This is a genomic window from Maribacter sp. PR1, from assembly GCF_028464145.1.
Taxonomy (GTDB): Bacteria; Bacteroidota; Bacteroidia; order Flavobacteriales; family Flavobacteriaceae; genus Maribacter.
In genome coordinates, this window is record NZ_JAQPCG010000012.1 from 22,258 (window position 1) to 45,488 (window position 23,231).

Here is a 23,231-nt window from a genome sequence, read left to right on the forward strand (position 1 = left end):
TCGATGAACAGCCTTGGAAATGTTGAGATTCTCTAAAATCATCAGATAAACTGTACGATTTTTCCGATATAAGGTCTTTATTATTACAAGTAATGAAAGTCTTCCATACAATTTGGAATGATGGGAAAACCTTTGTTTTGTAAGTTTTTTCTTACTTTATATTATTGTGTCATTATAACTATATTTTATGAATATGTCCTTCATTAAACGTTTCCGTTAAATATTACTCAAAAAATATACCCTATATCAAAATATTTTTCAATCCATAACGTTTTTGCAACACTAATAGACACTAATCAAATGAGTTCCATTAACGTATTAATTATTGATGACCATCCAATGGTTGTCAAGGGTTATTGCTACACATTAGCAAGCCTCCAAGATGAATTACAATTAAAATTTGATGAAGCTAACAACTGCGATGATGTACTATTTAAATTGGAGAAAACAAGTGACGATTTCTATTCCTTGATTCTTTTGGATATTTCGATCCCAGCTTCTAGATGTCGAACTGCCACGGGAGGCGAGGACTTAGGTATTCGAATACGCTCCAAATTCCCCGAGACAAAGATCATTGTTCAAACAGGACTTAATGATATCAGTATTATAACAAATGTCTTCCATTCCATTAAACCAGAGGGCTTTTTGACAAAATCGGACATAGATGAAGAAGTACTAATCAACGCCGTCTCCACAGTGTTGCAAAACAAAAATTATTATAGTTCAAGTGTACGACATTTATTAAGTAATCAGGATTTTGAAGAAGTACATATAGACGCCTTAAATAGGCAAATTTTGTACCATCTTTCCCTCGGTTATAAAATGAAGGATTTGCCCTATCACATTCCATTATCGTTACCTAGTATTGAACGTAGAAAAAAGGACTTAAAATCCTTACTGGGAGTACCTGAAGGTGGCAATCATCAATTACTAAAGGCCGCTAGAACTAAAGGTTTTATTTAACCAAAAGATACAAAATAAGATTTATACTACATTTTTTACAATACTAATCTGATAAAAAAGTTATAGTTACATCTTGAAAACCAAATCATATATGAACAACCTACTCATAAGACGTAAAGTACCCGCTCTCAATCTACAGGAGACCTTAATTGTTCTTGCCATTATTGGTATCCTATTATTATTGGCCCTTCCCAACCTTATGCCTTTGATTACCAAGGCCAAGAGCATCGAGGCCCAGACCCAATTAAAGGCTATATACAATGCTCAGACGACCCATAATTACATGTATAGTAAATATTCCGCCGATCTAAACGAAATTGATTTTATTGCTCCAAAGACCGTTCGTGAAAATGGCACGGCCAACTATCGTTATGAAATTCTGGAAGCCGATAACAGTACCTTCCGTGCCCGAGCGGAAGCGGTCACCGATTTTGACGGGGACGGTATCCTCAATGTTTGGGAAATCGACCAGGAAGGTAATCCAAAACAAATCGTAAAAGATTGATTTTTTTTCTAAAAATAGCGCTACTAGTGGGGCTGACCCTTATATTCCTTCAAGACCTTAAGGATAGGGAAGTATGGTGGTTTCTTTTTCCGACCGTAGGCCTCCTTATGGGTGGTATCCATGTAATGTCCACTTATATGGTAATGACCTATTCCCATATCCTGATGAACTTGGTATTGATTACGGCAATTCTGCTGATACTATGGGGCTACACCCGATTTATAACAAAAAGTCGATTCCTAAATGTCAGTTTTGGTTTGGGAGATTTGTTGTTTTTCTATGCCTTCGCATTGGGGTTTCCTACGGTTACCTTTATCGTATTGTTCGTAGCTTCCATTTTGGTTTCCCTAACATGGTCCTTGATCTATTTAAAAAAGAACTCGAAAAAAACCATACCCTTGGCAGGATTGATGAGCAGCTTTTTGATATTGGTGTATACCTTAAGTCTTTTTACCTATTCTCCCGCCCTATTTACGTTTTGATATAATGCAAGAAAGTTCCCAAATATCCGTGCAATTATTGCAGCAGATTACAGCCGAACAGGCCTTTCACTACCGTATTGTGCCCCATCGGAGTACGAATGAGGGATTAGTTCTGAAAACGGACAGTTCTCAATTGGAGGAACTACTCTCCGAATTGAACATCATATTAGGTACCTCAGTACAATTGGAACAATGCCAGACCGAAGAGTTGCAGCGTTTATTGACCTCCAACTATCGCAAATCCCAACCTACCTCCTCCGGAGTATTGCATTATTCAGAGGATTTTTTGGAGAAAATTTTATTGGACGCCAAGCATATGGGTAGTAGTGATATTCATTTTGAGCCCTACGAAAACCGATGTCGCGTCCGTTTTCGATTGGATGGTAAGCTAATCGAACAGTTTACCATTCCCTTGGACAAGTACCCAACCATGGTAAATAAAATAAAGATCAAGGCAGACTTGGATATTTCCGAGAAACGGCTGCCCCAGGATGGCCGTATTTCCATACAAACCAAAGGGAGCGAGTTTGATATTCGGGTTTCTACCCTACCCGTGCTCCATGGGGAGAAATTGGTATTGCGTATCCTAAGTAAGGATACTACCATTATTGATTTGGAACGTCTAGGGTTTTCTGAACAGGAACTGCGTCTATACCGGGAAGGACTGAAACGGCCCAGCGGTATTATATTGATTTCCGGACCTACTGGATCCGGGAAAACCACCACCCTATATGCCACCTTAAAGGAATTGAACAAGACAGAGGACAACATTCTCACCTTGGAAGATCCTATTGAATATACCTTGGACGGTATCAATCAGGTGCAGCTCAAGGAAAACATCGGTTTGGACTTTGTCCGAACCTTAAAGACATTTTTGAGGCAAGACCCCAATATAATTATGGTCGGGGAGATACGGGATGCGGAGACCGCCAATATTGCGATTCGTGCCGCCCAAACGGGACATTTGGTATTGTCCACTATCCATACGAATTCGGCCTGGGGTACCATTTCTAGATTGATCGATATGGGAGTGCCCTCCTTTTTGATTTCCAGTACGTTGAACATGAGCCTTGCCCAACGTTTGGTACGTAGGCTTTGTAACACCTGTAAAGAAAAACAAGCTATTGATACGGCCCAATTCCCAACGGGTTTTGATATTCCAAAAAATCTTAAAGAACATTTCGTAGCCAAAGGTTGTAATGCATGCCACCATACGGGCTATCATGGTCGGGAAGCGGTCTACGAACTATTGCCCATTACCAAAACCTTGCAGGGCAGCATTCGTGAAAACCAACTGGAGATCGATGATTTATTAAAAACCATGGAATGGTCCACCTTAAGCGATAATGCCCTTACCTTGATCAGAAAGGGTATCACCTCCGTGGACGAAGCCTTTCCTTTGCTAACCACCTGATATATGCAGGACAGAACCACCACCATGAAACACCTATGCTATATATTTTTATTCTTGATCTGTCTTCGCGTTGCTGCGCAGGAATCACCGCGTATCGAGCAGATTAAAAACCAACTGGAGGTACTTGCCATCGATAATACAGAACTCAAGGAAAACCTAAAACTGGAATTCAATGTGAGCAATGTGACCTTGCCCAATTTTCTTTTGGCGGTTTCCAAGGTGCATGGCCTCAATCTTTCCATTGCTCCGGATATTTCCAATATAAATATTGTCAATAATTTTTCCAACGTGACTGTTGGCGACCTATTGGTCTACCTATGCAAGGAATATCAGTTGGATATTGAATTTACGGGAAACATCATGGCCATCAAACGCTATGTGCCACCTGTGGAAACTCTTTTGGAAAAGGAAATTTTGGCCAACTATAACACGAACAACGACCTCTTAACATTGGATTTACAGAACGACCCGTTAGACAAGGTATTCCGTAAAATTATGGATGTATCCGGCAAGAATCTGTTGTTCGCGACGGGTATGGAAAATACGAATTTAACGCTTTACCTCTCCAATGTCCCCTTTGATTTGGCCATGGAAAAACTAGCTTCCACCAACCAGTTGGACTATAGCAAATCCAGGGACGGGTTCTATCTATTCGATACATTTGAATCTACGGGTCAAGGCCCATCTTCAAAAAAACGTTTGGTTACGAACAATTTAGGATATCAGGTATTGGATACGGTGCGTCAACGTTTGAATGTCGATTTTAAAAACACCTCGATCGCCCAAATTTTGGAAGGCCTAAAACAGGATTTGAGCTTGAATATCTATACGGCCACTCCCTTAGAGCAGGCGGGGTCGGTCACTTTTAATGCCAGGGATATTCATCTCGTTGATTTGTTCGACCATATTTTCACCGGTCAGACCTCGGCCCCGCCTGAAGCACCAATTCAAAATCAGAACGGCCCTACCCGAAATATTCGAAACAATACCACACCACCATCAAACGATGGGGGCAATGTACATTTTACCTATAAAAAAATGGACGGTATCTATTTTTTCGGTACCTCGGACCAATTAAGCCTACGAAGGGTGGAGGTAGTCCAGATGATGCACCGTTCCGTAGAGCTTTTGGGCAACCCTTCGCAAGTACGCAGTTCAAGAACTTCGGGAAGGACTCAGAATGGTAATATCAATTTCATCGGTTCGCCGGGCAGTACTTCGGGAGGCATTCAAGGCGGTGGAGTAGGCAATCAACGAAATATCAATACCAGAAACGACAACAGCTTTGGTAATTACCAGGACGGTGCCGAGGCCATTGTAAGCATTATCCCGGATGAAATCAAGGTCGATTTGGATATACGGGTCGATTATGAACTTAACAGTTTCTTTATTAGTGGTCCTGCCTCGAACATCAACCGTTTTAAATCCTTTATTAAGGAAATTGATAAGCCCGTTCCGGTCGTATTAATCGAGGTTATGATCTTGGAAGTACGAAAATCGGCTACCGTAGAGACAGGTATCAGCTGGGGCATTGGAGATGGACCGGTCCAGACCCAAGGGAAATTGTTCCCCAGTGCGGATGTCACCATGGGAGCCAATACGGTGAATAAAATTATAGGCGGATTTGATGGTTTCGGTTCGTTTAACATGGGAAAAGTCATTCCCGAATTTTTTGCCAATATCAAGGCCATGGAGGAAAATGGGAACTTAAAAATCCGTTCTTCCCCTAAATTATCCACCTTGAACGGGCATCGCGCCAATCTTTCCATTGGGGAAACCACCTATTACGTGGTGACCAACCAAAGTTTCTTCGGTTCGCAAATACCCACCACATCCGAAATCCGAAATTATGTCCCTATAGATGCGGAACTCGCCATAGGAATCAAGCCCCTGGTATCGGGAGACGGGCAGGTGACCTTGGATATCAATGTCATCCAATCCGATTTTAGTGGGGAGCGTATCGAGGAGGATGCCCCTCCTGGATTGACCTCTAGGGAGTTTAGTTCCATCATCCGAATGCAGAACCAAGATTTGGCCATATTGGGTGGATTGGAAGAGAAAGTAAAAAACGATTCAGGTAATGGGGTCCCCTTTCTGGCAAGAGTTCCCGTCATCAAATGGTTATTCAGTCAACGAAGACGTGAGGATACCAAACAGAAACTGACCATTTTAATTAAACCCACGGTTATCTACTAGTGATTCAAAAGTTGCTGACATATCTGAAGGAGGGTTATTCCTATACCGGTCTTGAAATTCTTGAAGACGAGGGACACGAGGTCTATTTAACGCTTGAGGTAGTCAAGCAGAAAGACAATCTCATTATTGAAAATAGGCAACGAGTAGAAGACTTGGATGCCTTGACCAAAGCTATTGACAAACAAGCTCCCGTTTTTGTGTGCATCAACACGGCAGCGGTTCTGACCAAACGTCTGGAAAAATCGGGGGAGGGTTCCCCAGCGGCACTGGTCAACCAAGCCTTCCCCAATCTGGACCATAGTAATTTTTACTATCAAATTTTGGAACAGCGAGATACCTCGGTGGTTACTATTGCCCGTAAAGAAACCGTGGACACCCTTTTAAAAAGGCTCAAGGAACAGGGATTACAAGCTTTTTCAATTGCCTTGGGGCTTTCCACCATTAGATCATTACTGCCTTATTTAAATGAACCCCAAATTCAAACGGCCAAATGGCAATTGGATATACAGGAGGGTCAACTGCACCGTTTTAGTCAAGAAACAACCAGTCGTTCATATTCCTATAACGTGAACGGTTTGTCCCTAACCAAAAATGATGTGCTATCCTTTTCCCATATAGTGGGACACTTGGGGCAGAATGTTGCCGCAAATAATTTCGATGGATTATTACAATCGATAAGGTCAAAGTTCCAGAACCAACGTATATTTCAAAAGGGAATTCGATTCGCCCTCGTTTTTTTCGTGGTTTTATTATTGGGCAACTTCTTGGTATACCAGCACTACTTTGGAAAGGTTGGGGAATTAAACACCAGTTTGGAGGCCAATGGTTCCCATAAGAGTGCCTTATTGGAATTGACCGAATCGGTACAAGCAAAAAGAGAGCGGGTAGAAATGTTACAAAAGTCTTCCAGTTCCACGGCTACGGCCTATCTGGATGCATTGGCCGCCTCTCTTCCTAATAGTGTGCTATTGGAAGGTATGACGTATCAACCCCTTGAAAAAACCATTCAAAAAGATAAGCCCATACTTTTGGAAGCTTCCAGTATGACAGTATCGGGAATATCCAAGGACAGCAAAATATATTCTGACTGGTTGGAGACTTTGGAGGAAAAGAAATGGGTAGCTCAAGTCGAGACCTTGGATTTCGATTATTCATCCTCGAACGCTTCCCAGTTCACCATTAAAATTGACATCCATGTTTCTAGATAAACGAAATAAGTTATTGTTGGGAGGCATTTTGCTCTTATTGGTGGCCAGTTATTATTTGGCCATTGACAAAACTTTTGCTGTACGAAGGCAATACATAGATTTGAGCCAAGAGGTCGGTCAGTTTTCCAATCTGCCCCAAAAACTGGGAATGCTGGAACAGCAAGAGGTCTATTACGATTCCATATTGACTTCCATGGACATTAAGGATACCTCTTTCCAGAACACATTGTTGAAGGCATTGAACCAAGAAGCCGAAAAATTAGAGGTCAAGGTCATGGACTTCAATCGGCCCCATACCTATTTGGAGGGGGATACCCAATACGAGACCTATCAATTTGCACTACGGGGTTCTTTTAGCCATATATTAAAAGTGCTATATACTCTGGAACGTAAAGGGAATTATGGGGAATTGGTCCATGTGAACTTTGAAAAGAAAAAGGACTATCGATCACAAAAGGAGTATTTAGAGGCAAAGGTATTTATGCTAAGTGTAAAATAAAATCTGAACTAATATTAAACTCCTTAGGAAGTTTAATATGTTGGACAAAACGAATACGCCTATATAAGAGTGATTTATTATTTAAGATGAGAAATTACGATTTTAAAACTTGTACTAAAAATACATAAGTTAAAGGAGACCAACCCTTTAAATTTTTCAAATTTTTTTACGCTAAAATCAATTTTAAACAAACCTAATAAGCGTAGCCAATAAAACTTTTATGTTCGAGTTTGAATTTATTTCCTTAAGGTTCAGATCCGTGTCCCATGATAATCATGGAACAGTAACTTCAGCAAAGCAGAGGGATTGACAAAGTAAGAGATATAATAGGTATCCCAATAGGTCCCGCTGACAGCGGAATTTGAAGTGATTAAAGCATATTTTAAAAAATATAAAATACTGATTATCATGGTATTATATGATTTCAGTCGGAGTGCCAGAATTACCTACAGTGAACCTTTAGGGAGTGGTGCTCAAGAATCTCCAATACAGGCCATCGCCTGTTTGTCTTTTTTGGTCGGGGTGGCAGGCCCATCCCTATAAACGTAAATAGTTGTTTTTTAATACTTTACACCGTTAACTAAGACCAGTTAACCGAACCCTGAACCGTGTTCAAATCGGCATATCCAGAGGCAAAACTTATGGGAGTTTTACACCACTAATTTAGACATTTTTGACAAATTATGATATCGGTAAGAAACTTATAGACGGGAACTCATCATTTAACATTCGTCTTTAAAGAATTCTCCTTTCAAACCAATAATTGATTTAGTTTCTTTTCTACTTGTTCGACAGTTAGTGATTCTGTAATATTCCTGTAGAATTGTTCTTCCATTCTCTCAACAAATGGAATTAAATACTTAACCTTTTCACTAATGTGCATATTTTGTTCTTTGAATATAATCAAAGATTCTTTTACCGCTTTGAAATTCGAATTTGAAATTAAGGCTATATTCTGCAACGAATCCAATAAAAAAGAATTCAATGTTTGAAATTTATCAACAACAATATCATTTTTATATGAAAACTCAAGAAGTTCCATTAGATAAGGTAGTGTATCTATCGTTCTTAGATTTTTTAAACTAATAGCTCTTGATGTCTCAATTTCTTTTTTATCATATCTTTTTATCCAATCCACATAGGATTTCAATCCGTTCAAATCATTTAACCACACCAAAAATTCCAAGGCCTTTCCCGTTTCTTCCTCATTCGTGTTTTTAGTAAGGAACTTATGTAGGTAATTTATAACGTATGATTTTTGACCCTTATCAATCAATATTTGAATAATTTCCCATCTTACATTAGCATCTGCCTCATGAATTATCGACTTAAGCCCAATAATGTCATTTGTATTATTAAAATAAATATTCAAAAATTCAACCCTTGTAAACTCAGACATTTTGGGGTTTAACAACTCTTTCAAAATTAAAGGGTAGCTTTTTACAACTTTATGTTGTGTTAGGTACGTTATATGATTTTTAAGTACACCACTATAATTTATTCCGTTATTTAAATTTAAAATCATTCTTTCGACAACCTCCTCTTTTTCCAGTTTCGAGGTCAAGAAGAATATTCCAGATTTTGCTTCATCTTCGAAATAATCAAAAGACATCATGTCAAGGAGTATTTTTTTTGTGTGTAAAATGTCAAATTTTTTAGTGAAATAGAATGTCATAAATGCCATTTGGTTAAAAGAAGTCCTATTACCCTCAACTGTTATTGCATTCACAAAATCAATTTTTGGGGTAATGTTGACACACCAATTTACAATCCATTCGATTTGTTGGGGATTAGGTTCTAATTGCTCATTATTCTTAATATGTTCATACATTTTAGAAATTCTATACCAATCAAGATTTTCTTGCTCTTCGAACCAAGATAATATTCGTTCTTTGGTAATAGAACCATTCCCTTTGACCGAGTCCCTTAACAACCATAGAGCGACATTAGAATAAGTGTCGTCAAGTTCTATTAATTTGAAATTGCTCTTTTTTAGGTTAAACAAATCGTCATGTGTCAAAACTTCCTTTTGCTCGCCTTCAAAAATCTCAATTACGGCATTCAGAAATGCCCCTTTATCGAACAATAGGTTAAAATCAGATATTAGTCTTTTTATTCTAAATCCTTCATAGTCAGGAATCTTGGGGATTTCTATTGCAATTCTTGTTTCTTTTTCAATTTGCCGCCTATAATCCTCCTGAATATCCCTATTCACCCAACCTAATTCAAAATAAATACTCTTTAGTTTATCATCATCAATCTCCTTTTTAGAGTGCTCCTCCAATATAAAAGCTATCGTTTCATTAGTCATTAGCGACACTGCGGCCAAGGAAACATTGCCTTCATTAAAGCCATTTTTCATTTTCTCCCAAATTTTTTTGAATGCCCTGCCTCTTGTTCCAGTCAGAATGAAAAATTGCACAACAATTTTACTTTTTTCGGTTCGAAATTTATTTACATCCTGAAGATACCACGACAATATTGTGTCAAAAACTGAATCATCTTTACTAAATGCGATAGCGGCATTATTTATAATAGCCTCAAAAACCTCTGCAGAATCGTAGCCATAGATAAACTTATCATTATTGGATACCAATTTTGTAAGTTTTTTGATTGCACCCGGTTTACTTATTTTTTTCACGCAACCTTGCAGATACCATCTTTCGTCAGCCAAAGAAACGTCATCCCGTTCGCTGTCTACAGCACCTTGATTTAAAATTTCATATCCTTCAATAATATAATCTACAAACTCATTAAATAATTCTGATGAAAACAATATGGAGTACATCGACGCCCTTATATATTGATTTGAATTCTTTCCAACTCGTTTCATTAAATGTTCAATAACCATGGAATCAGAATGTCCGCCTCTATTTAGCGCATAAATGGTATTGTAAATAACATCCGGATCATTACTGTACTGGTCAATAATTTCCAATAGACGTTCTTTTATCAAAGTCCTTAGTTCACCATTTTCAATCTGATTGTAGCCAATTAATCTTATTGCATTGACTTTCACAATTCTTTTGTTATCAGAATCAGCCAACTCATTGAGAAGAAAATGAATATTCTCCTCTGATTTTCCAAACCTACTCAATTCCCTATCATTGAATTTATTTGAGCTGACCCATAAATCATGTTCTTTGGAATAATTGAATATTCCTTGAAAAATCTTAATCCTCAAATCTTCATCGATTTTGTCTGGCTCAAATTTCACCAAAACTTCCTTTTCATTTTCTAAGAACCAATCAAGTAAACTTTGGAATAAAGGATCTTCTTTGTCAAGGGTGCTAAACAAAAATGATAATGTATTGACCCAACTTGGAATAACCTTATTCACATCTGGTGAAACTGTAACCAAATTGATTACTTTTTTGAAATCAAGTTTGGATAAAAATTTTGCTGCGAGAAATTCTTGAATATTATTATGTTCAAATTGCCAAATATTCTCCTCTCCATCTTTCTTTTTGAATGCAGTGCAGTATTTTAATGACTTAAATTCTTCACTTGTGATTAAAGTTAAAATTTCTGCTTCGTAGATATGATTTTTACATAACATCTCCATCGCCAAAGCAACTCTTTGCAACAACAAATCGATTTCATTTCTTTTGCTTCTTATATCATAAGTTGTCTTGAAATGCTTGGCATCCAGATCAATTCTGGTGTGCAAAAACATGTCATAAAGCTCTCTCCGATTAATAGTAATACTTCCCTTTTCATGATGAAGGGACGCCAATAGCATCAGAAAAAAGGGCTTTGCAATCAAATCTGCTAGGTTAGCCTCAAATACTTGATTGATAAAATCAGTCGCTTTGGTTTCCGAGTATTTTTTAGAATAATATTGAGTAGCATCGCTTATCCCCAAATCAGTGAGCATATAAGGTTCAAACCCCCTCAAAGTTCCATGAGTATCATTTAAAGGCAATTCATAAAAATTTGTACGGCTTGATAATACAATATTGACATCCTCATGCATAGAGGAAAAATTTTCAATTTGCCTTATCGCCTTATTGAAATCTTGTGCCGGAATCTCGTCTAAACCATCCCAAATAATCACCAATAATTCTTCAGGTAATTCCCTCCAAAAATCTGGCAAAAAACCTTCAAATCCTTTTTCGGGAGTATACATGTTTAAATTCTGATATATTGGGATATATGGTGATGAATCTTCACTCAGTTTAATTTGCAGATTTCTTAATTCCGTAGATTTTCCTGACCCGGCATCACCAAGAAGTATGATTCGTTTATTGGTCTTTAGTAAATCCTCAAGAGAAAGTTTATTAATTTTCTGGAAAGGATTTGATTTACGCTCCTTTATGGATTGAAAATGAGCGGCTTTTCTTGAAATATATCCAATGGGCACCTCAAAACCAAGGTTCTTCAATTTGGATATCTTTAATCCTAAAGCATCCTTATTTATATTTTCGTTCTCTATTTGAAGATATTCCTTGTACTTTTCGTGTTGAAGATCTAATAATACCTGAATCATTTTTGAATTAAAGGAATCTTCACTGTCAAAATAATTCAAGAAACTGCTGTTCTGTCTTTTCAGTTCTTCTAAAAATTCAAATACCTTCTTAATCTGTTCAGATTGTAATGAATTGTTGACTTGCTTATCGTAGTCTTTCACAAAGAATTGAATTTTGGGTTTTCTAAACCTATCCCAAAAATTCATTGCAAGACGAAATTCTTCTTCTGTTCCTGATTGATTCGCTTTCCCTTCTTCATTAATCGATCCAGGTGGGGTGCCAAATCGTTTCCAGAGAATTCCAATATAAACATCATAAGTGCCAAAATAATTGTTTAACTGTTCCTGTCCCCTATCACCATAATGACCAACATAATCCTTCCAATCAATCACATGGAATGCAATATTTGATTTTCCATGATTAGCAACAGTGAAATCACTGCACAATCTTTTAATTTTTTCCTTTTCCGGGTCAACATCACCAGGGCATGAAACCAATATCTTTATTGTTTTTGTCTCGAACATTCAACTCTTTTATCCGGTTTTGAAAACCAACTTAAATAACTTTAATAATGAAATTTAATAATTTTTAAAATGCTTGAATTCAGTAATGACTTTTAATCCATCAATCTATAGTTCAATGCTTTGTAACACTTTTATTGAAAAGTGGGACCAATATCCATTATATCCAAGAACTTTTGAGACATAACAATCCTCAGATCACCATAATCTATAACTATGTAATCAAGAATAGTATCAACAACCCATTTCATGACGTATGATTATCTTTATATTACAAAATCAACAAGTCTACTGAAAGAAGAGTAAAAAAGGATAAGACTATTAATCTAAGAAAAGCAATTACAGACAACTACTTACATCATAGTAATGTCTTTCTTACTCAACTAAAAAACTATCTAAAAAATTAAAACGTTGCCTAACGCTGTGTAAAAATAATTGCTTGGTTCTAGCCTACTTGAAAAATCCTGTGGATTTTCCTCTGGTGCGTTCCTTTTTTAGTAAGTTAGTTGCTTGCACACGCAACACTAGAATGAATAGAAATTTAGAGAATTTAATAAGTCTTAATTCAAGGTTTCTGGTACTGAAACAAGAAGATGCTTTTTCTGACAAAGAATTAGTTGCGGAATTGAGAAAACTTCCAATTCATATTTATTTGATTTGTAAATCGTCAAGAATTTTATTGGATAGAAACAACTCTCTAATAGATAAAAAAACAATAACACTGAATTTTTACACTAATATAAATGGAATTAGAAAGGATATAATTGTTAAAACAATAAACAGGCCTGGCCAATTAATAGAAAAATTGGAATGTAATTACCCTTTCAATAAATTCAAGGCATTTGGATCTAATAAATCATTTCATTCAGAAGGAAAAACGAATTTACTCTTTAAATATTTAACTGCTCAAAACGAAACTTATTATGAAGAATCAAACCTTGAGGTTCTATACGTAGGACAAGCATTTGGGAAAAATGGGGAACGGATAACTATAGATAGGCTAAAAAAACACGAAAAAGCTCAAAGAGTTTACTTTGATACGCAAGACAAATTTCCCGATGAAGAAATATGGTTTTTAAGTTTGACTTTTGAACCTACATTAATGACAGTTTTTGACCCTAGATCTTTTTACGACAAATCACAAATGCAAGAGGATTTAAACCAACAATATAAAATCGAAACCAATCCCATTCCATTTGACCAACAAATAACCATTTTAGAAGCATCATTGATAACATATTTTGGGACATCCGAATACAACAAAGAGTATTTAGACTTTCCATCAAAAACACATACAAAATACAATGAACTTTACAAGTTAGATTTTAATTCAGTAGGATTTGAATTATCTACGACAAGTATTTTCAGTAAATTATTTAGTGAAAAAGTAAAGGCAGATTATTATCATTATGAAAGATATTTTCTACACAATGAAACTGAAAGAAAAGAAATGCTGTCGTGGGCGAGATAAAGAAAAGTGCTATTGCCAACACGGTATAAAAATTGCTGATGCTAGCCTAAAACTGTAGCACTTTTATTGAAAATTGAAACCAATATCCTTTATATCCAAGAGCTTTTAGTAAATAATAATTCAAAAACCACCATAACCCATACCCATATATCCGAGAATAGTATCAACAACCCATTTGATGAGGTATGATTATATTTTTATATTGCATAGGGAGTAAGCAAATAAAAATGGAAACTATTCTGAACAATGCATTACAGAGCTTGGGCACAGCCAACCATTTCGAAATTATATGCCAAACAAAGTTCAGAATATAATCAAGTTAGCTACAATTTTGAACCAATCAATGAACTATTATCAAATTTCGGAATACATAAACAAGAAATATCTCAAACCCTTAGAAAATTTCGAGTTAAATAATTTAGCTGACTTTCACACCTTCCACGATGAATTGATAAAAATAAATGTGGAATTAATTACAAAAGGTGGATTTCCTGTAATGCCACATTACAGAGGAGAACAAAATTATGGCTGGGATATATTACCAGGAATACTTAGACCTCCGTTCTCAAAAGAAATTGATTTAAGTAAGGCTCGTGAAGTTGAAAAAAACGGAGCTGAAATTTTTAAGAAAAGAGTAATTGAAAAATATGGAGAAAATCAACTATTCAAACATAGCAAAGAGCCTTATGGAAAAGATTGGGACTTACTATTTCAGGCTCAACACGCAGGAATTAAAACCAATTTAATTGATTTATCAACTTCAAGTTTAAGTTCTGCTTATTTTCTATCAGAGCCTTCGGATAAGCACGAAAATTCAGATGGTCAGTTTTGGGGTTTGCTTGTACCTCACGACTTTATCCTCAATGAAACGTCCGATTTCGAAAAATCACTTTACCCTAATTTCAATCCTTATGAATTAGATTCGTCTTTTGTATGCAATGTGCCGACTTATATCGATGACATTGACCAAAGAACATATCAATTTAGGTTGTTTAGACAACACGGCCGACTTTTTGCTTCAAGCAACTCGGACATAGATATACCTTTAAACAAAAAAGATTTTTGGAAAAATATGATAGTTCGAGTCAGAGTTAAAGCTGGAGCAAAAAAAACGATATATGAAGAACTAAAGGCTCGTGGAATAGATAAAGAAAGATTAATTCTGTCTCAAAACGATGATGTGAATGAATTCATTGACGGAATAAACAACGAAATGAAAAAACTGTAGCTAACAAAGACAGCTATAGTTCATTACGGCCGAATGATACTCGCATACCATTCCGTAACGAAACCTTAGCCAAAACTGGAAAATGAAACTTAATAAACAACAATTAGAAAAAATCAACGAAGGAATTAATGTCATTTTCGATTTTTGCCCAATTATGAAAGACAATAATGATGAATTAATTTTTTCAGATGAAAGAATTGAAGAAATTATTGAAGAAGAGGAAGATATCGAAGGCTTAGAAATTTGGTTTCCCGGAGAACACGATTATACATTTATCGAGCCTGATGATTTTATTGATTTAATTGATGAAATCAAAACTATTGAAATAACTGATAGTAGCTACATTAAAACCAAACTGTCTAGGCATTACATAGTAAGCGCAAATGACTTTACAGATGAGCATATTTTATCTTTTCATTCATTACATACAAAAGGAAAGGGATATCAAATAAACTTAATTGATGAATCTATAATCGTTGGTTTGGCAGCAACAAAATTAGAGGAATATGAAAATGACAATTGGGGAGCTATCACACCATATATATCAATTGAAATTGAATATGAAACTGAAAATGATATTTTGAATAAAAAAGATGAGGAAAATTTAATTAACTCATATATATTCGAAGTTGCTGACACAATGAACATAGCACTTACATTTTCTGAAATAAGAAATCCAACTTATGATTTAATCAATCTGACTGGAGATATTGCAGAAGGAGATTATGAGAGTTTGAGAGAACTAGAGCCTTACAATATTGGAATGGAATTCTTTGTCTCAGCTATACAAATTAAAGACCCAGAGCTTAAATTTCTCAACTTTTACAAAGTCTTAGAACATTTCTCGCCAATTGCAGTCAATATTGAAGCTAACGAATTGATGAGAAAAAAATTAGATGCACCTAAAAGTTCATTTGAAGATGGTGATTATATTCGTTCAATATTTACACTAGCCAATTCAATGCGCGACAGATACAACGATGAGGATTTAATTAAAGCTTCATTCAATACTTGTTTCGATTTTGTAGGCCTGTTTCCAACACTTCCAGCTTCATTGAAAAAGAAAATCAAATCTAGCATTCAAGTGAAAGATTTAGATTATTCGACTGATAAGCAAAAAATAACGACAGCTTGTAATATTGCGGGCAAAATTATTTATAAGACAAGGAATAAGGTTGTCCACGCTAAATCAAATTTCAACCTAACTGGAGATGAAATTCAACCTATGGAATATGATGAATTAAATGAGTTTATGAAAGAGGCGAGTTCACAAACAATTAGATGGTATACGAGACAACCAAGCCATTTGAAATTAGAAATAATAAAATAGCTATTGACAACAAAGAATGGCTAAAAATAGTTGCCAAAATTGGCCTACTTCTGAAAATCCTCGCGGATTTTCAGTTTGATGGATACTTTCTAAAGTAATCATAAAACCAGACAACTATTCATAAAGGAGACCATTACGCGAAATATAAGATGAATGATAATCCAAAGGTTGACATATTCTCAAAGTTTTTAAAAGAGTTTCAAGATGAAACAGATAGAGGAGCGTCTATTATGGCAGGAAGTATATTGGATGAGAAACTCAAGACGATTTTATATGATTTTCTTATCGACTGCAAACAAACCAAAGATTTAATTGACGGTTATGGTGCTCCAATTGGAACATTTAGTTCAAGATTAAATCTGGCATTTTCTCTCGGATTAATTTCTGAGCATGAATTTCAAGATTGTAATACAATAAGGAAAATCAGGAATGAATTTGCTCACAAATTTGAAATGGATTTTTCATTTGAGGACCAAAAAATAAAAAGTTTATGTTGGAATCTAAATGCTCCGACTCCAAGAGACAAGGAAACATTTAAGGATAAACCAAGACTGCTTTTTGTAAACGGAGTTACAATGTTATATCTGAATTGGTTATATCGTGAAGAGTATGTTAGCAAAAGGAAACTAGAGAGACCTAATTGGAAAGGTATAACTTGGATGACTAAAGAATGAATAAACTTCGGTGCTGGAGTAGTAAAATGGAAACCCCAATTTTAGATTTAGAAGATTATTCTTATGCATATAAACTTTATGGAGAAGCAATTCAAAGAAGGGATTTTGGCATGACCATAGAAAAGAGTTTCAAAACAAAACTCAACTATTATAAAGAAGTAACTGGATTCGAAGAAACTGAACCAAATTCAATAATGCACTATCGAATTGGTCAATATACAGCTTGTAAGAATTAAGTAGACCTACCCAACCAACCCATTCCTGCACTTCCTAACGGAACGTTGTGGGCAAGTTAAAAAAACCCGTACTTACCAAAGGACAGAGATTATAAATTATTTGTTGAAGGCTTCACTTTCAGAATATGAATGATAAATTTCAATATAGATTAACTAAAAGTCAAAAGAATGAAATAGCTCAAAATCTCATTAATATTTTGCAAAAAGATGCCAAAATAAATGACCAGACCAGAATATTCATTTCTAATTGGATTTTAACCACTTCTGAAGAAAAACGAAAAGCTTTTTTTGACGTCTGGGATATAGTCTTAAAGAATTATTTACCATCGAAAAGACCAATTTTGTTTAGGTCGTGTCAAAGGGTCAGCAAAAAAAATAAAATAGCAAGTTTTACAGGAAGATTGGAATGTGCTAAAAGATTCAGTGGGGGAAAAGGAACTCTAATAATATGTGACACAAAAGAAACTCTGAAATTTGAAGAAGAGTTTTATAAAGCTGGCAGTTATGCTCACACGTTTTACCCGCTTTTTAGTGTTTTAATAAAAGCGAAAAATTCTGGAGGTTCTGGATTTTCTGAAAGAATATTAAGTGATTATATTGGAGAAAACGAATACATTATGAAAATTGATATTGAGAATATGCATAGCTTAAAGTGGGAATAACATTAATTAAACACAAAAAACCCTCTAACAACCTTGGCTAATAATTCATTGTTTCCTCCTATCCTAAACTAAATTCCCTACTTTTAATAAAACAAAAGGAATGATTTCGTCCTGCGGCATTAGCTTGCTGGAAAATCGTACCAGCCAATACCATCGCTCACCAGCTACAACGAAACCATAAGAGATCTTTTTGCCCAATTTGAAAAAAAATGAATGGAAAATATTAAACTTGGTTTTTTTGAAATCTTCACATATATAATCCCTGGTTTTTTCGTCTTGATAGGAATTTCACTTATAATTGAAAATCAGAATGATTTAATAGTGTTTGTTGTTGATAAGGCAAATGACATGAATATTCCAAAATCCATCCTATTTCTGGTAATATGTTACATCCTAGGTTTTAAAAGCCAATTTGTTGCATATGAAATATTTAAACCGTTAAGCAAATGGATTTGGCCGAAAAGAATGGAAAAAGAAACTAGTTTCAGTAAACTAGAGAGTAGAATTTCTCAAATACGACACTTTAGTCCAAATAACTTTGTAAGTCTGCAAAAATGGTTTGCATTAAGGGCAATGTGCTATGGTATGTTTTTCGCCCTTTTGTTTTTGGAAATGATCCTTATTTTTAGAAGTATTGAATTTTGCTTTTGGTCGCATCAAAGAATAGTATTGTTACTTGTTTTTTCAATTTTTTCAATTCTTTTTTTGAGAAGAGCTGTAACGTTTCATGAATGGTCTCATAGAACAATAAAAAAATCCATGAAACATATGAATGAGTTTAAAAATAGATATTAAAACGATTTTTTTAAGTATTATCTACCAAATGAACGTTTTAGCATTAAAAATCGGTTCTACCTTAAAGATTGGTAATCAAAACATATAAACGTTAGTGGGCTTACCATGTTCTGCCATTAGCCGTATATCTCAGAATAATCATTTACAACTATAATCGTAACCCCTAAATTCTGCATTAAGTTTTGGGTGGTTGGTTCTGGTATTCCTTTGGATAAGTAATATACTTCCATTGCATCATGGTAAATATTCAAATATCGTCTTCTTTCTATTAGTAACCATCGCAAAAAAACCTCATCAATGCCATATCTAATGCCAAAAATGACTATAGGTAAATTAAACCAAATGTGCATCCATGATTGATGACCTTTCCAATAAGCCTGTCTTTTTCCTTTAAAAAGCCGATCTTCACCTTTATGGATATAACGCCTAGCTCTTTCTACGGAACCCATATAATCTGTAAGTCCTAGCCTAATGCTATCTTTATACCTTACATCTCCATGTATTTTCCAAATTCCAAATCCATCCGTGGGTAATTCATATTGTGTAAAACCATAATACGACCTCCAAGGATAAAATCGAGTAAATCCCGTAGTACCAAGCCTATGTAATTTGGCACCAATTGATTTTTCAAAAGCTTCATCAAAATTTGTGGTCAAAACGGGAGAATCGTATGTTCTAGCAAGGTTCATTAATCTAGAATGCAAGGATAAATCCCGCTCAGGAAGCAATCTCAATTTATATATTACTTGTTTTTTAACATCATGATTTTCATGTGAATGTAGCTCTACCAAATCATAAACTTCGGTATTTGATAACCCAATAACATCAAAGCTTATAGGTGGATTTGAAACAGATTTTAAAAGTTGTTTCCAAGTCGGCATAATATCAGATGCTAGATTTGGGCCATTGCCTATTAGCATTGCAACCTTCTCATGCTTATTCAATATTTGTCTAACTGCATCCATATAATTATCCCCACAACTTCATTTAATAATTTTTAGTTCCTTGGTAAGTTCAGCTTTATATTCTGTACGGTTAATTCCAGATATTCATTCAAATTTTAAAACGGTAAATCATCTTCATCATCTGATTCTTCGTTAGTTGAAAAAGCTGTTTCCTCATTAGGCATTGTATCAGCATCTAAATCCTCATCGTCCTCTACCCAAAAGTCGGTCGGTCTTATTGTTTTATTGTATGGTTCATATTTTTTAGGTATTTCTTCAATATTAATAATCACAGGTACCTGTGCACTCAATCCAGCCAATACACAAGAACCAGTTGGCAAAATTGGTAAGGCATCGAAAGAAACCTTGTCCAAATAAGAAATAGTCCTTTCTACAGCTTGAATATCTCTATTGTTGATGAGCCTATGTAAAAAATAATTATGCAATTGAGAAATAATAGTATCAGAAATGTCCGAAGGTCTTTGACTTGCAATAGTCAAGAAAACCCCAAATTTTCGACCTTCCTTAATTATTTCCTCAAAAGTTTCTAATCTGTAATCTTTCCATGTTTCGCTCTCTCTATTTGAAGTATATGACAGAATGTTATGAGCTTCATCAATTATTAAATTGAAAAATGATTTCTGAGAATTCCCATATCTTTCTTTTTGATGCAAGTATTCCACACTTGCAATAAGCATAGGTATGGTTTTTTTGATGATCAAATTGGAATTGTTCAGATCTAAAACAACAAAGTTTGAATCATTGAATAAAGAATCTTCACTATCGAAATTTATAACTTTCTGTAAATCTTTGGTTTTGCTCTTAAGTTTATTGATTGCCGGAATTATATGGTCATTCTTGGCTTTATTGATTATTAAATCATTGATTAATTGAACATAAAGAAAATGAATAATTATATCAATGTCATTTGTTGGGAAGTGATAATTTTCTGCTTCTTTAAATATATTTGTCTCCCTTATTTGAGCAACGGACAATTGACGTGTTGGATTGATTTTTCTTTTGTAAAAATGGTGGTTTGTGTTCTGCCAGTCCAAATCTTCAAAGAACTTTCTTTTTAATTCAACAGTACCTTCGTTGTCAATAACCTGCTCAAAATAATCGATAATTTGATATGATTTTTCTTTGTCGGACATTAGAAGTAGACTCTCAACCTGATTTTTTAAAATCCCTCGAAAATAACCAACAGAGTCTCCCTTTTTATGTACTTTATTGAAGAGTTCTACCGTACGTTTTAAGAAAGGTTTTTGAGTCTTTTCGGTTGCATCAGCTAGAATTGATAAAAACTCTACATTGAACAATACTTCTTTCCCTAATGGTAATTTATCTTCGGGTTTTATTTTATGCAGTTCTAATCTAGTATTTAAGGTAAATACTTTTTTATGGCCTGTAATTGCATTTCCTTTGGAGTATTCTCCATTAAAATCAATCAAGAGAAATTTTGTGTTTCTCTTGAATCCAAGTTTACATCCATAGCACTTAAATAGTTTATGGTATAAACTAGCAAGTGTATACGATTTGCCGCTTCCTGTATTCCCGAATATCCCAATATGGCTTGCAAAAAGACTGTTTACACCAACTCCTATTGGTGTTCCCGTTTCATTGCTCAATACACCAATTTGCAACCTCTCATCTGGTTTTCCATTTATGGTTTTAATGAAATTATGTACCCGACTAAATTCTTCTGCGGTTAAAAGAAAGGCTTCATTCTCAATTAGTGGAAGTTCCTTTACACCTTGTTTAAAAACTCTATTTTCAAAATACCCAATCAGACTTAGGCGTAAAATCCTTTTAATTCGCGCTTTTTCTTGCTTGTAATCCTTTTGAGATACTAATTTATCTTCAGTGATAAATTCCTCATCAACTTTACCGATTAGTTCTTCGAATCCTTTAAGTATTTTAACATAACTTCCGACCGAAATTCCCTTGACAATTTGACCATCGTATAAGAGGTGTGACGAGTTCTTTGACTTATTAACACGGACTTCTACAACCCTCCCTCGTACTGATTCAATATTACCAATATGTAAGACGGCATCATTTAGCATTAGAATCTTTATCAATTTCACTAGGTCCTTCTTCCTTAGCTGGAGATACAAAAAACTCTTTCACAACCATACCAAAAATAGATTTATTGACCTCATTTAGAGAATAGTTTTTATTATCTCTAGGAAGAAATATAATATTTGAGTATTGAGTATCTCCTAAATTATGGCGAATCTCCTTTTCTGCCTTGTCATCAAAAGCAAAAATAATTATTAGCAAGGTTGGATTTGATTTTGCTACTCGAAGTGTCATTGTTTTGATGTGTTCATCAGCAAAAGAAAACCCTATTACAAACAGAACTGAATTTTCCTTTTCGATGTTATTTGAATACATTCTTAACAATTCATAATAAGATAGTTTTAATGTTGTTTCGCCAAACTTTTCCTTGTTTGGATTTACCATTATTAAATTATCATATTCCTTTAAAAAATTATCAATCCTATCTTGAATTTTTGAAAGATCCTTTGTTTCAGCTTTCTTATAGATACCTGAAAGCTTTAAAAAATTTCCATTACCGTCAAAACATTCAATTAATTCTTTATCTGTAAATTGTATTTTTGATAATCCCTTAGTGGTTGAAAGTTTATTATCATATTGAATTTCATCATTTTTCTTATTGTATTTCCAATTCAAACTTCCATGTAGTTTGAATAAATTGAACAAAGGGATTGCAGATTGATATTCGTAATAGGATGAGACTTTATTAATGATATTATGGAAGTTTTCGGTACCAAACTTTGTGTTCATTCTTCCTGAAAAGCCATCATTATATGAATATCCACACTTTTCTAAGGCAAGATCAAGGAATACATCCATGTTCGTTGTAAATAGATTTACCTGTTTCGAAACTAAATTTGATGAACGCTTAACTAAAATTGTATTAAGAGAATCCAATAAATTCGTGTAGTTATTTAAGGTCTGGTTGGAGTCGTCGGTAATCGAGAGTAAATCAACATTTTTCTCAATACACTTTTTAAAGTAAAAATACTTTATTGAAACCTCTATGAGTTTTAGAACATTTTCGTCCTTTTGAGTACCTAACAGATCTGTTCTTTTATCCAATCCATCTAGAGCAACTTCAACTCCTTTAAGAGTTTCTAAAAAGTTTTTTGAAGCACCGGAACCAATCAAAAAATTTAAATGGCAACTCTCAATTACTTTCCTTATATCTTCATACCTCATTTATGGTTATTTATTGTTACTATTGAATTACATGAATTTGCCAGCAATGTTTATTTTTCCCGGCACTGTGTTGCATAATTCATACAGCGATTGTTTTTAATAACTAATTTCAATTCTTTTGGATACCAATAATTGTGGGGGGAGTTCCTCGTAAGAGGATTCCGAATATAGGGATTTTTTTGTTTACAACTTACGGAATAGCTTACTAGCTAGGTAAGAAACAAGTAATTTAAATGATTGTATAATATTATCTTCCTATTGTAAAAATTCTGAATTTGCACAATCCTATCCTAAGTTCTAGTTTATTGTAAGAAATAAGAGAGCCCACGCGTTGTACATGCTGTTTACATTTAGTGAGTGCCTATGACCTCACCTTACGGGTGTACAA

General features: G+C 34.8%; 19 protein-coding genes. 15 read left to right on the forward strand and 4 right to left on the reverse strand.

Features of this window, described 5'->3' with window-relative positions; translation table 11 throughout:
* Nucleotides 1-300: 300 nt before the first annotated feature.
* The 8 genes from PP182_RS19860 to PP182_RS19895 all read left to right on the forward strand — a co-directional run bounded on the left by PP182_RS19860 (nt 301) and on the right by PP182_RS19895 (nt 7,810).
* A complete protein-coding gene (locus PP182_RS19860; RefSeq protein ID WP_272652997.1) occupies nt 301-963 on the forward strand; it encodes a response regulator in 663 nt (220 codons plus the stop codon).
* A gap of 91 nt (nt 964-1,054) precedes the next feature.
* On the forward strand, nt 1,055-1,468 hold the full coding sequence (locus PP182_RS19865; RefSeq protein ID WP_272652998.1) for a general secretion pathway protein GspG: 414 nt from the start codon (nt 1,055-1,057) through the stop codon (nt 1,466-1,468).
* Nucleotides 1,465-1,950 (forward strand): general secretion pathway protein, encoded by a 486-nt coding sequence (locus PP182_RS19870; protein ID WP_272652999.1) that lies wholly within the window; start codon nt 1,465-1,467, stop codon nt 1,948-1,950. Before PP182_RS19865 ends, PP182_RS19870 begins: the two co-directional genes overlap by 4 nt.
* A 4-nt stretch (nt 1,951-1,954) precedes the next feature.
* Nucleotides 1,955-3,364, forward strand: coding sequence for a GspE/PulE family protein (locus tag PP182_RS19875; RefSeq protein ID WP_272653000.1), 1,410 nt, complete (start codon nt 1,955-1,957; stop codon nt 3,362-3,364).
* A gap of 3 nt (nt 3,365-3,367) precedes the next feature.
* Complete coding sequence (locus PP182_RS19880; protein ID WP_272653001.1) at nt 3,368-5,560, forward strand: type II secretion system protein GspD; 2,193 nt, start codon at nt 3,368-3,370, stop codon at nt 5,558-5,560.
* Nucleotides 5,561-5,571: 11 nt separating this feature from the next.
* Nucleotides 5,572-6,768 carry a PilN domain-containing protein gene (locus tag PP182_RS19885; protein ID WP_272653002.1) on the forward strand — a complete coding sequence of 399 codons (1,197 nt, stop codon included), beginning with the start codon at nt 5,572-5,574 and terminating at the stop codon, nt 6,766-6,768.
* Nucleotides 6,755-7,267: a hypothetical protein gene (locus PP182_RS19890; RefSeq protein WP_272653003.1), complete on the forward strand. Its 513-nt coding sequence runs from the start codon at nt 6,755-6,757 to the stop codon at nt 7,265-7,267. Before PP182_RS19885 ends, PP182_RS19890 begins: the two co-directional genes overlap by 14 nt.
* A gap of 408 nt (nt 7,268-7,675) precedes the next feature.
* A complete protein-coding gene (locus PP182_RS19895) occupies nt 7,676-7,810 on the forward strand; it encodes a hypothetical protein (protein WP_272653004.1) in 135 nt (44 codons plus the stop codon).
* A 208-nt stretch (nt 7,811-8,018) separates the two neighbouring features.
* Here PP182_RS19895 and PP182_RS19900 read toward each other — a convergent pair whose 3' ends face one another.
* Nucleotides 8,019-12,260 (reverse strand): NACHT domain-containing protein, encoded by a 4,242-nt coding sequence (locus tag PP182_RS19900; RefSeq protein ID WP_272653005.1) that lies wholly within the window; start codon nt 12,258-12,260, stop codon nt 8,019-8,021.
* Between the two features lie 526 nt (nt 12,261-12,786).
* Here PP182_RS19900 and PP182_RS19905 point away from each other — a divergent pair.
* The 7 genes from PP182_RS19905 (at nt 12,787) to PP182_RS19935 (ending at nt 18,653) form a co-directional block, all read left to right on the forward strand.
* Entirely contained in the window at nt 12,787-13,728 is a 942-nt protein-coding gene (locus PP182_RS19905; RefSeq protein ID WP_272653006.1) for a hypothetical protein, read from the forward strand.
* A 289-nt stretch (nt 13,729-14,017) separates the two neighbouring features.
* Nucleotides 14,018-14,956 (forward strand): FRG domain-containing protein, encoded by a 939-nt coding sequence (locus PP182_RS19910; RefSeq protein ID WP_272653007.1) that lies wholly within the window; start codon nt 14,018-14,020, stop codon nt 14,954-14,956.
* Nucleotides 14,957-15,038: 82 nt separating this feature from the next.
* Nucleotides 15,039-16,286, forward strand: coding sequence for a hypothetical protein (locus PP182_RS19915; protein ID WP_272653008.1), 1,248 nt, complete (start codon nt 15,039-15,041; stop codon nt 16,284-16,286).
* Nucleotides 16,287-16,435: 149 nt separating this feature from the next.
* Nucleotides 16,436-16,960 carry an MltR family transcriptional regulator gene (locus tag PP182_RS19920; RefSeq protein ID WP_272653009.1) on the forward strand — a complete coding sequence of 175 codons (525 nt, stop codon included), beginning with the start codon at nt 16,436-16,438 and terminating at the stop codon, nt 16,958-16,960.
* A gap of 26 nt (nt 16,961-16,986) precedes the next feature.
* Entirely contained in the window at nt 16,987-17,196 is a 210-nt protein-coding gene (locus PP182_RS19925) for a hypothetical protein (protein ID WP_272653010.1), read from the forward strand.
* A 125-nt stretch (nt 17,197-17,321) separates the two neighbouring features.
* Nucleotides 17,322-17,858, forward strand: coding sequence for a hypothetical protein (locus PP182_RS19930; RefSeq protein WP_272653011.1), 537 nt, complete (start codon nt 17,322-17,324; stop codon nt 17,856-17,858).
* A gap of 213 nt (nt 17,859-18,071) precedes the next feature.
* A complete protein-coding gene (locus PP182_RS19935) occupies nt 18,072-18,653 on the forward strand; it encodes a hypothetical protein (protein WP_272653012.1) in 582 nt (193 codons plus the stop codon).
* A 116-nt stretch (nt 18,654-18,769) separates the two neighbouring features.
* Here PP182_RS19935 and PP182_RS19940 read toward each other — a convergent pair whose 3' ends face one another.
* The 3 genes from PP182_RS19940 to PP182_RS19950 all read right to left on the reverse strand — a co-directional run bounded on the left by PP182_RS19940 (nt 18,770) and on the right by PP182_RS19950 (nt 22,843).
* Nucleotides 18,770-19,618, reverse strand: coding sequence for an SIR2 family protein (locus tag PP182_RS19940; RefSeq protein ID WP_272653013.1), 849 nt, complete (start codon nt 19,616-19,618; stop codon nt 18,770-18,772).
* Between the two features lie 95 nt (nt 19,619-19,713).
* Nucleotides 19,714-21,663 (reverse strand): ATP-binding protein, encoded by a 1,950-nt coding sequence (locus PP182_RS19945; protein ID WP_272653014.1) that lies wholly within the window; start codon nt 21,661-21,663, stop codon nt 19,714-19,716.
* Nucleotides 21,653-22,843, reverse strand: coding sequence for an SIR2 family protein (locus PP182_RS19950; protein WP_272653015.1), 1,191 nt, complete (start codon nt 22,841-22,843; stop codon nt 21,653-21,655). Before PP182_RS19950 ends, PP182_RS19945 begins: the two co-directional genes overlap by 11 nt.
* Between the last annotated feature and the right edge of the window lie 388 nt (nt 22,844-23,231).

What these genes read in the sequence shown, in the direction of transcription:
- PP182_RS19860 (WP_272652997.1), top strand. Translation starts at nt 301, where the DNA reads ATGAGTTCCATTAACGTATTAATTATTGATGACCATCCAATGGTTGTC.
- PP182_RS19865 (WP_272652998.1), top strand. Translation starts at nt 1,055, where the DNA reads ATGAACAACCTACTCATAAGACGTAAAGTACCCGCTCTCAATCTACAG.
- PP182_RS19875 (WP_272653000.1), top strand. Translation starts at nt 1,955, where the DNA reads ATGCAAGAAAGTTCCCAAATATCCGTGCAATTATTGCAGCAGATTACA.
- PP182_RS19880 (WP_272653001.1), top strand. Translation starts at nt 3,368, where the DNA reads ATGCAGGACAGAACCACCACCATGAAACACCTATGCTATATATTTTTA.
- PP182_RS19890 (WP_272653003.1), top strand. Translation starts at nt 6,755, where the DNA reads ATGTTTCTAGATAAACGAAATAAGTTATTGTTGGGAGGCATTTTGCTC.
- PP182_RS19895 (WP_272653004.1), top strand. Translation starts at nt 7,676, where the DNA reads ATGGTATTATATGATTTCAGTCGGAGTGCCAGAATTACCTACAGTGAA.
- PP182_RS19900 (WP_272653005.1), bottom strand. Translation starts at nt 12,260, where the DNA reads ATGTTCGAGACAAAAACAATAAAGATATTGGTTTCATGCCCTGGTGAT.
- PP182_RS19905 (WP_272653006.1), top strand. Translation starts at nt 12,787, where the DNA reads ATGAATAGAAATTTAGAGAATTTAATAAGTCTTAATTCAAGGTTTCTG.
- PP182_RS19910 (WP_272653007.1), top strand. Translation starts at nt 14,018, where the DNA reads ATGCCAAACAAAGTTCAGAATATAATCAAGTTAGCTACAATTTTGAAC.
- PP182_RS19915 (WP_272653008.1), top strand. Translation starts at nt 15,039, where the DNA reads ATGAAACTTAATAAACAACAATTAGAAAAAATCAACGAAGGAATTAAT.
- PP182_RS19920 (WP_272653009.1), top strand. Translation starts at nt 16,436, where the DNA reads ATGAATGATAATCCAAAGGTTGACATATTCTCAAAGTTTTTAAAAGAG.
- PP182_RS19925 (WP_272653010.1), top strand. Translation starts at nt 16,987, where the DNA reads ATGGAAACCCCAATTTTAGATTTAGAAGATTATTCTTATGCATATAAA.
- PP182_RS19930 (WP_272653011.1), top strand. Translation starts at nt 17,322, where the DNA reads ATGAATGATAAATTTCAATATAGATTAACTAAAAGTCAAAAGAATGAA.
- PP182_RS19935 (WP_272653012.1), top strand. Translation starts at nt 18,072, where the DNA reads ATGGAAAATATTAAACTTGGTTTTTTTGAAATCTTCACATATATAATC.
- PP182_RS19940 (WP_272653013.1), bottom strand. Translation starts at nt 19,618, where the DNA reads ATGGATGCAGTTAGACAAATATTGAATAAGCATGAGAAGGTTGCAATG.
- PP182_RS19945 (WP_272653014.1), bottom strand. Translation starts at nt 21,663, where the DNA reads ATGCTAAATGATGCCGTCTTACATATTGGTAATATTGAATCAGTACGA.
- PP182_RS19950 (WP_272653015.1), bottom strand. Translation starts at nt 22,843, where the DNA reads ATGAGGTATGAAGATATAAGGAAAGTAATTGAGAGTTGCCATTTAAAT.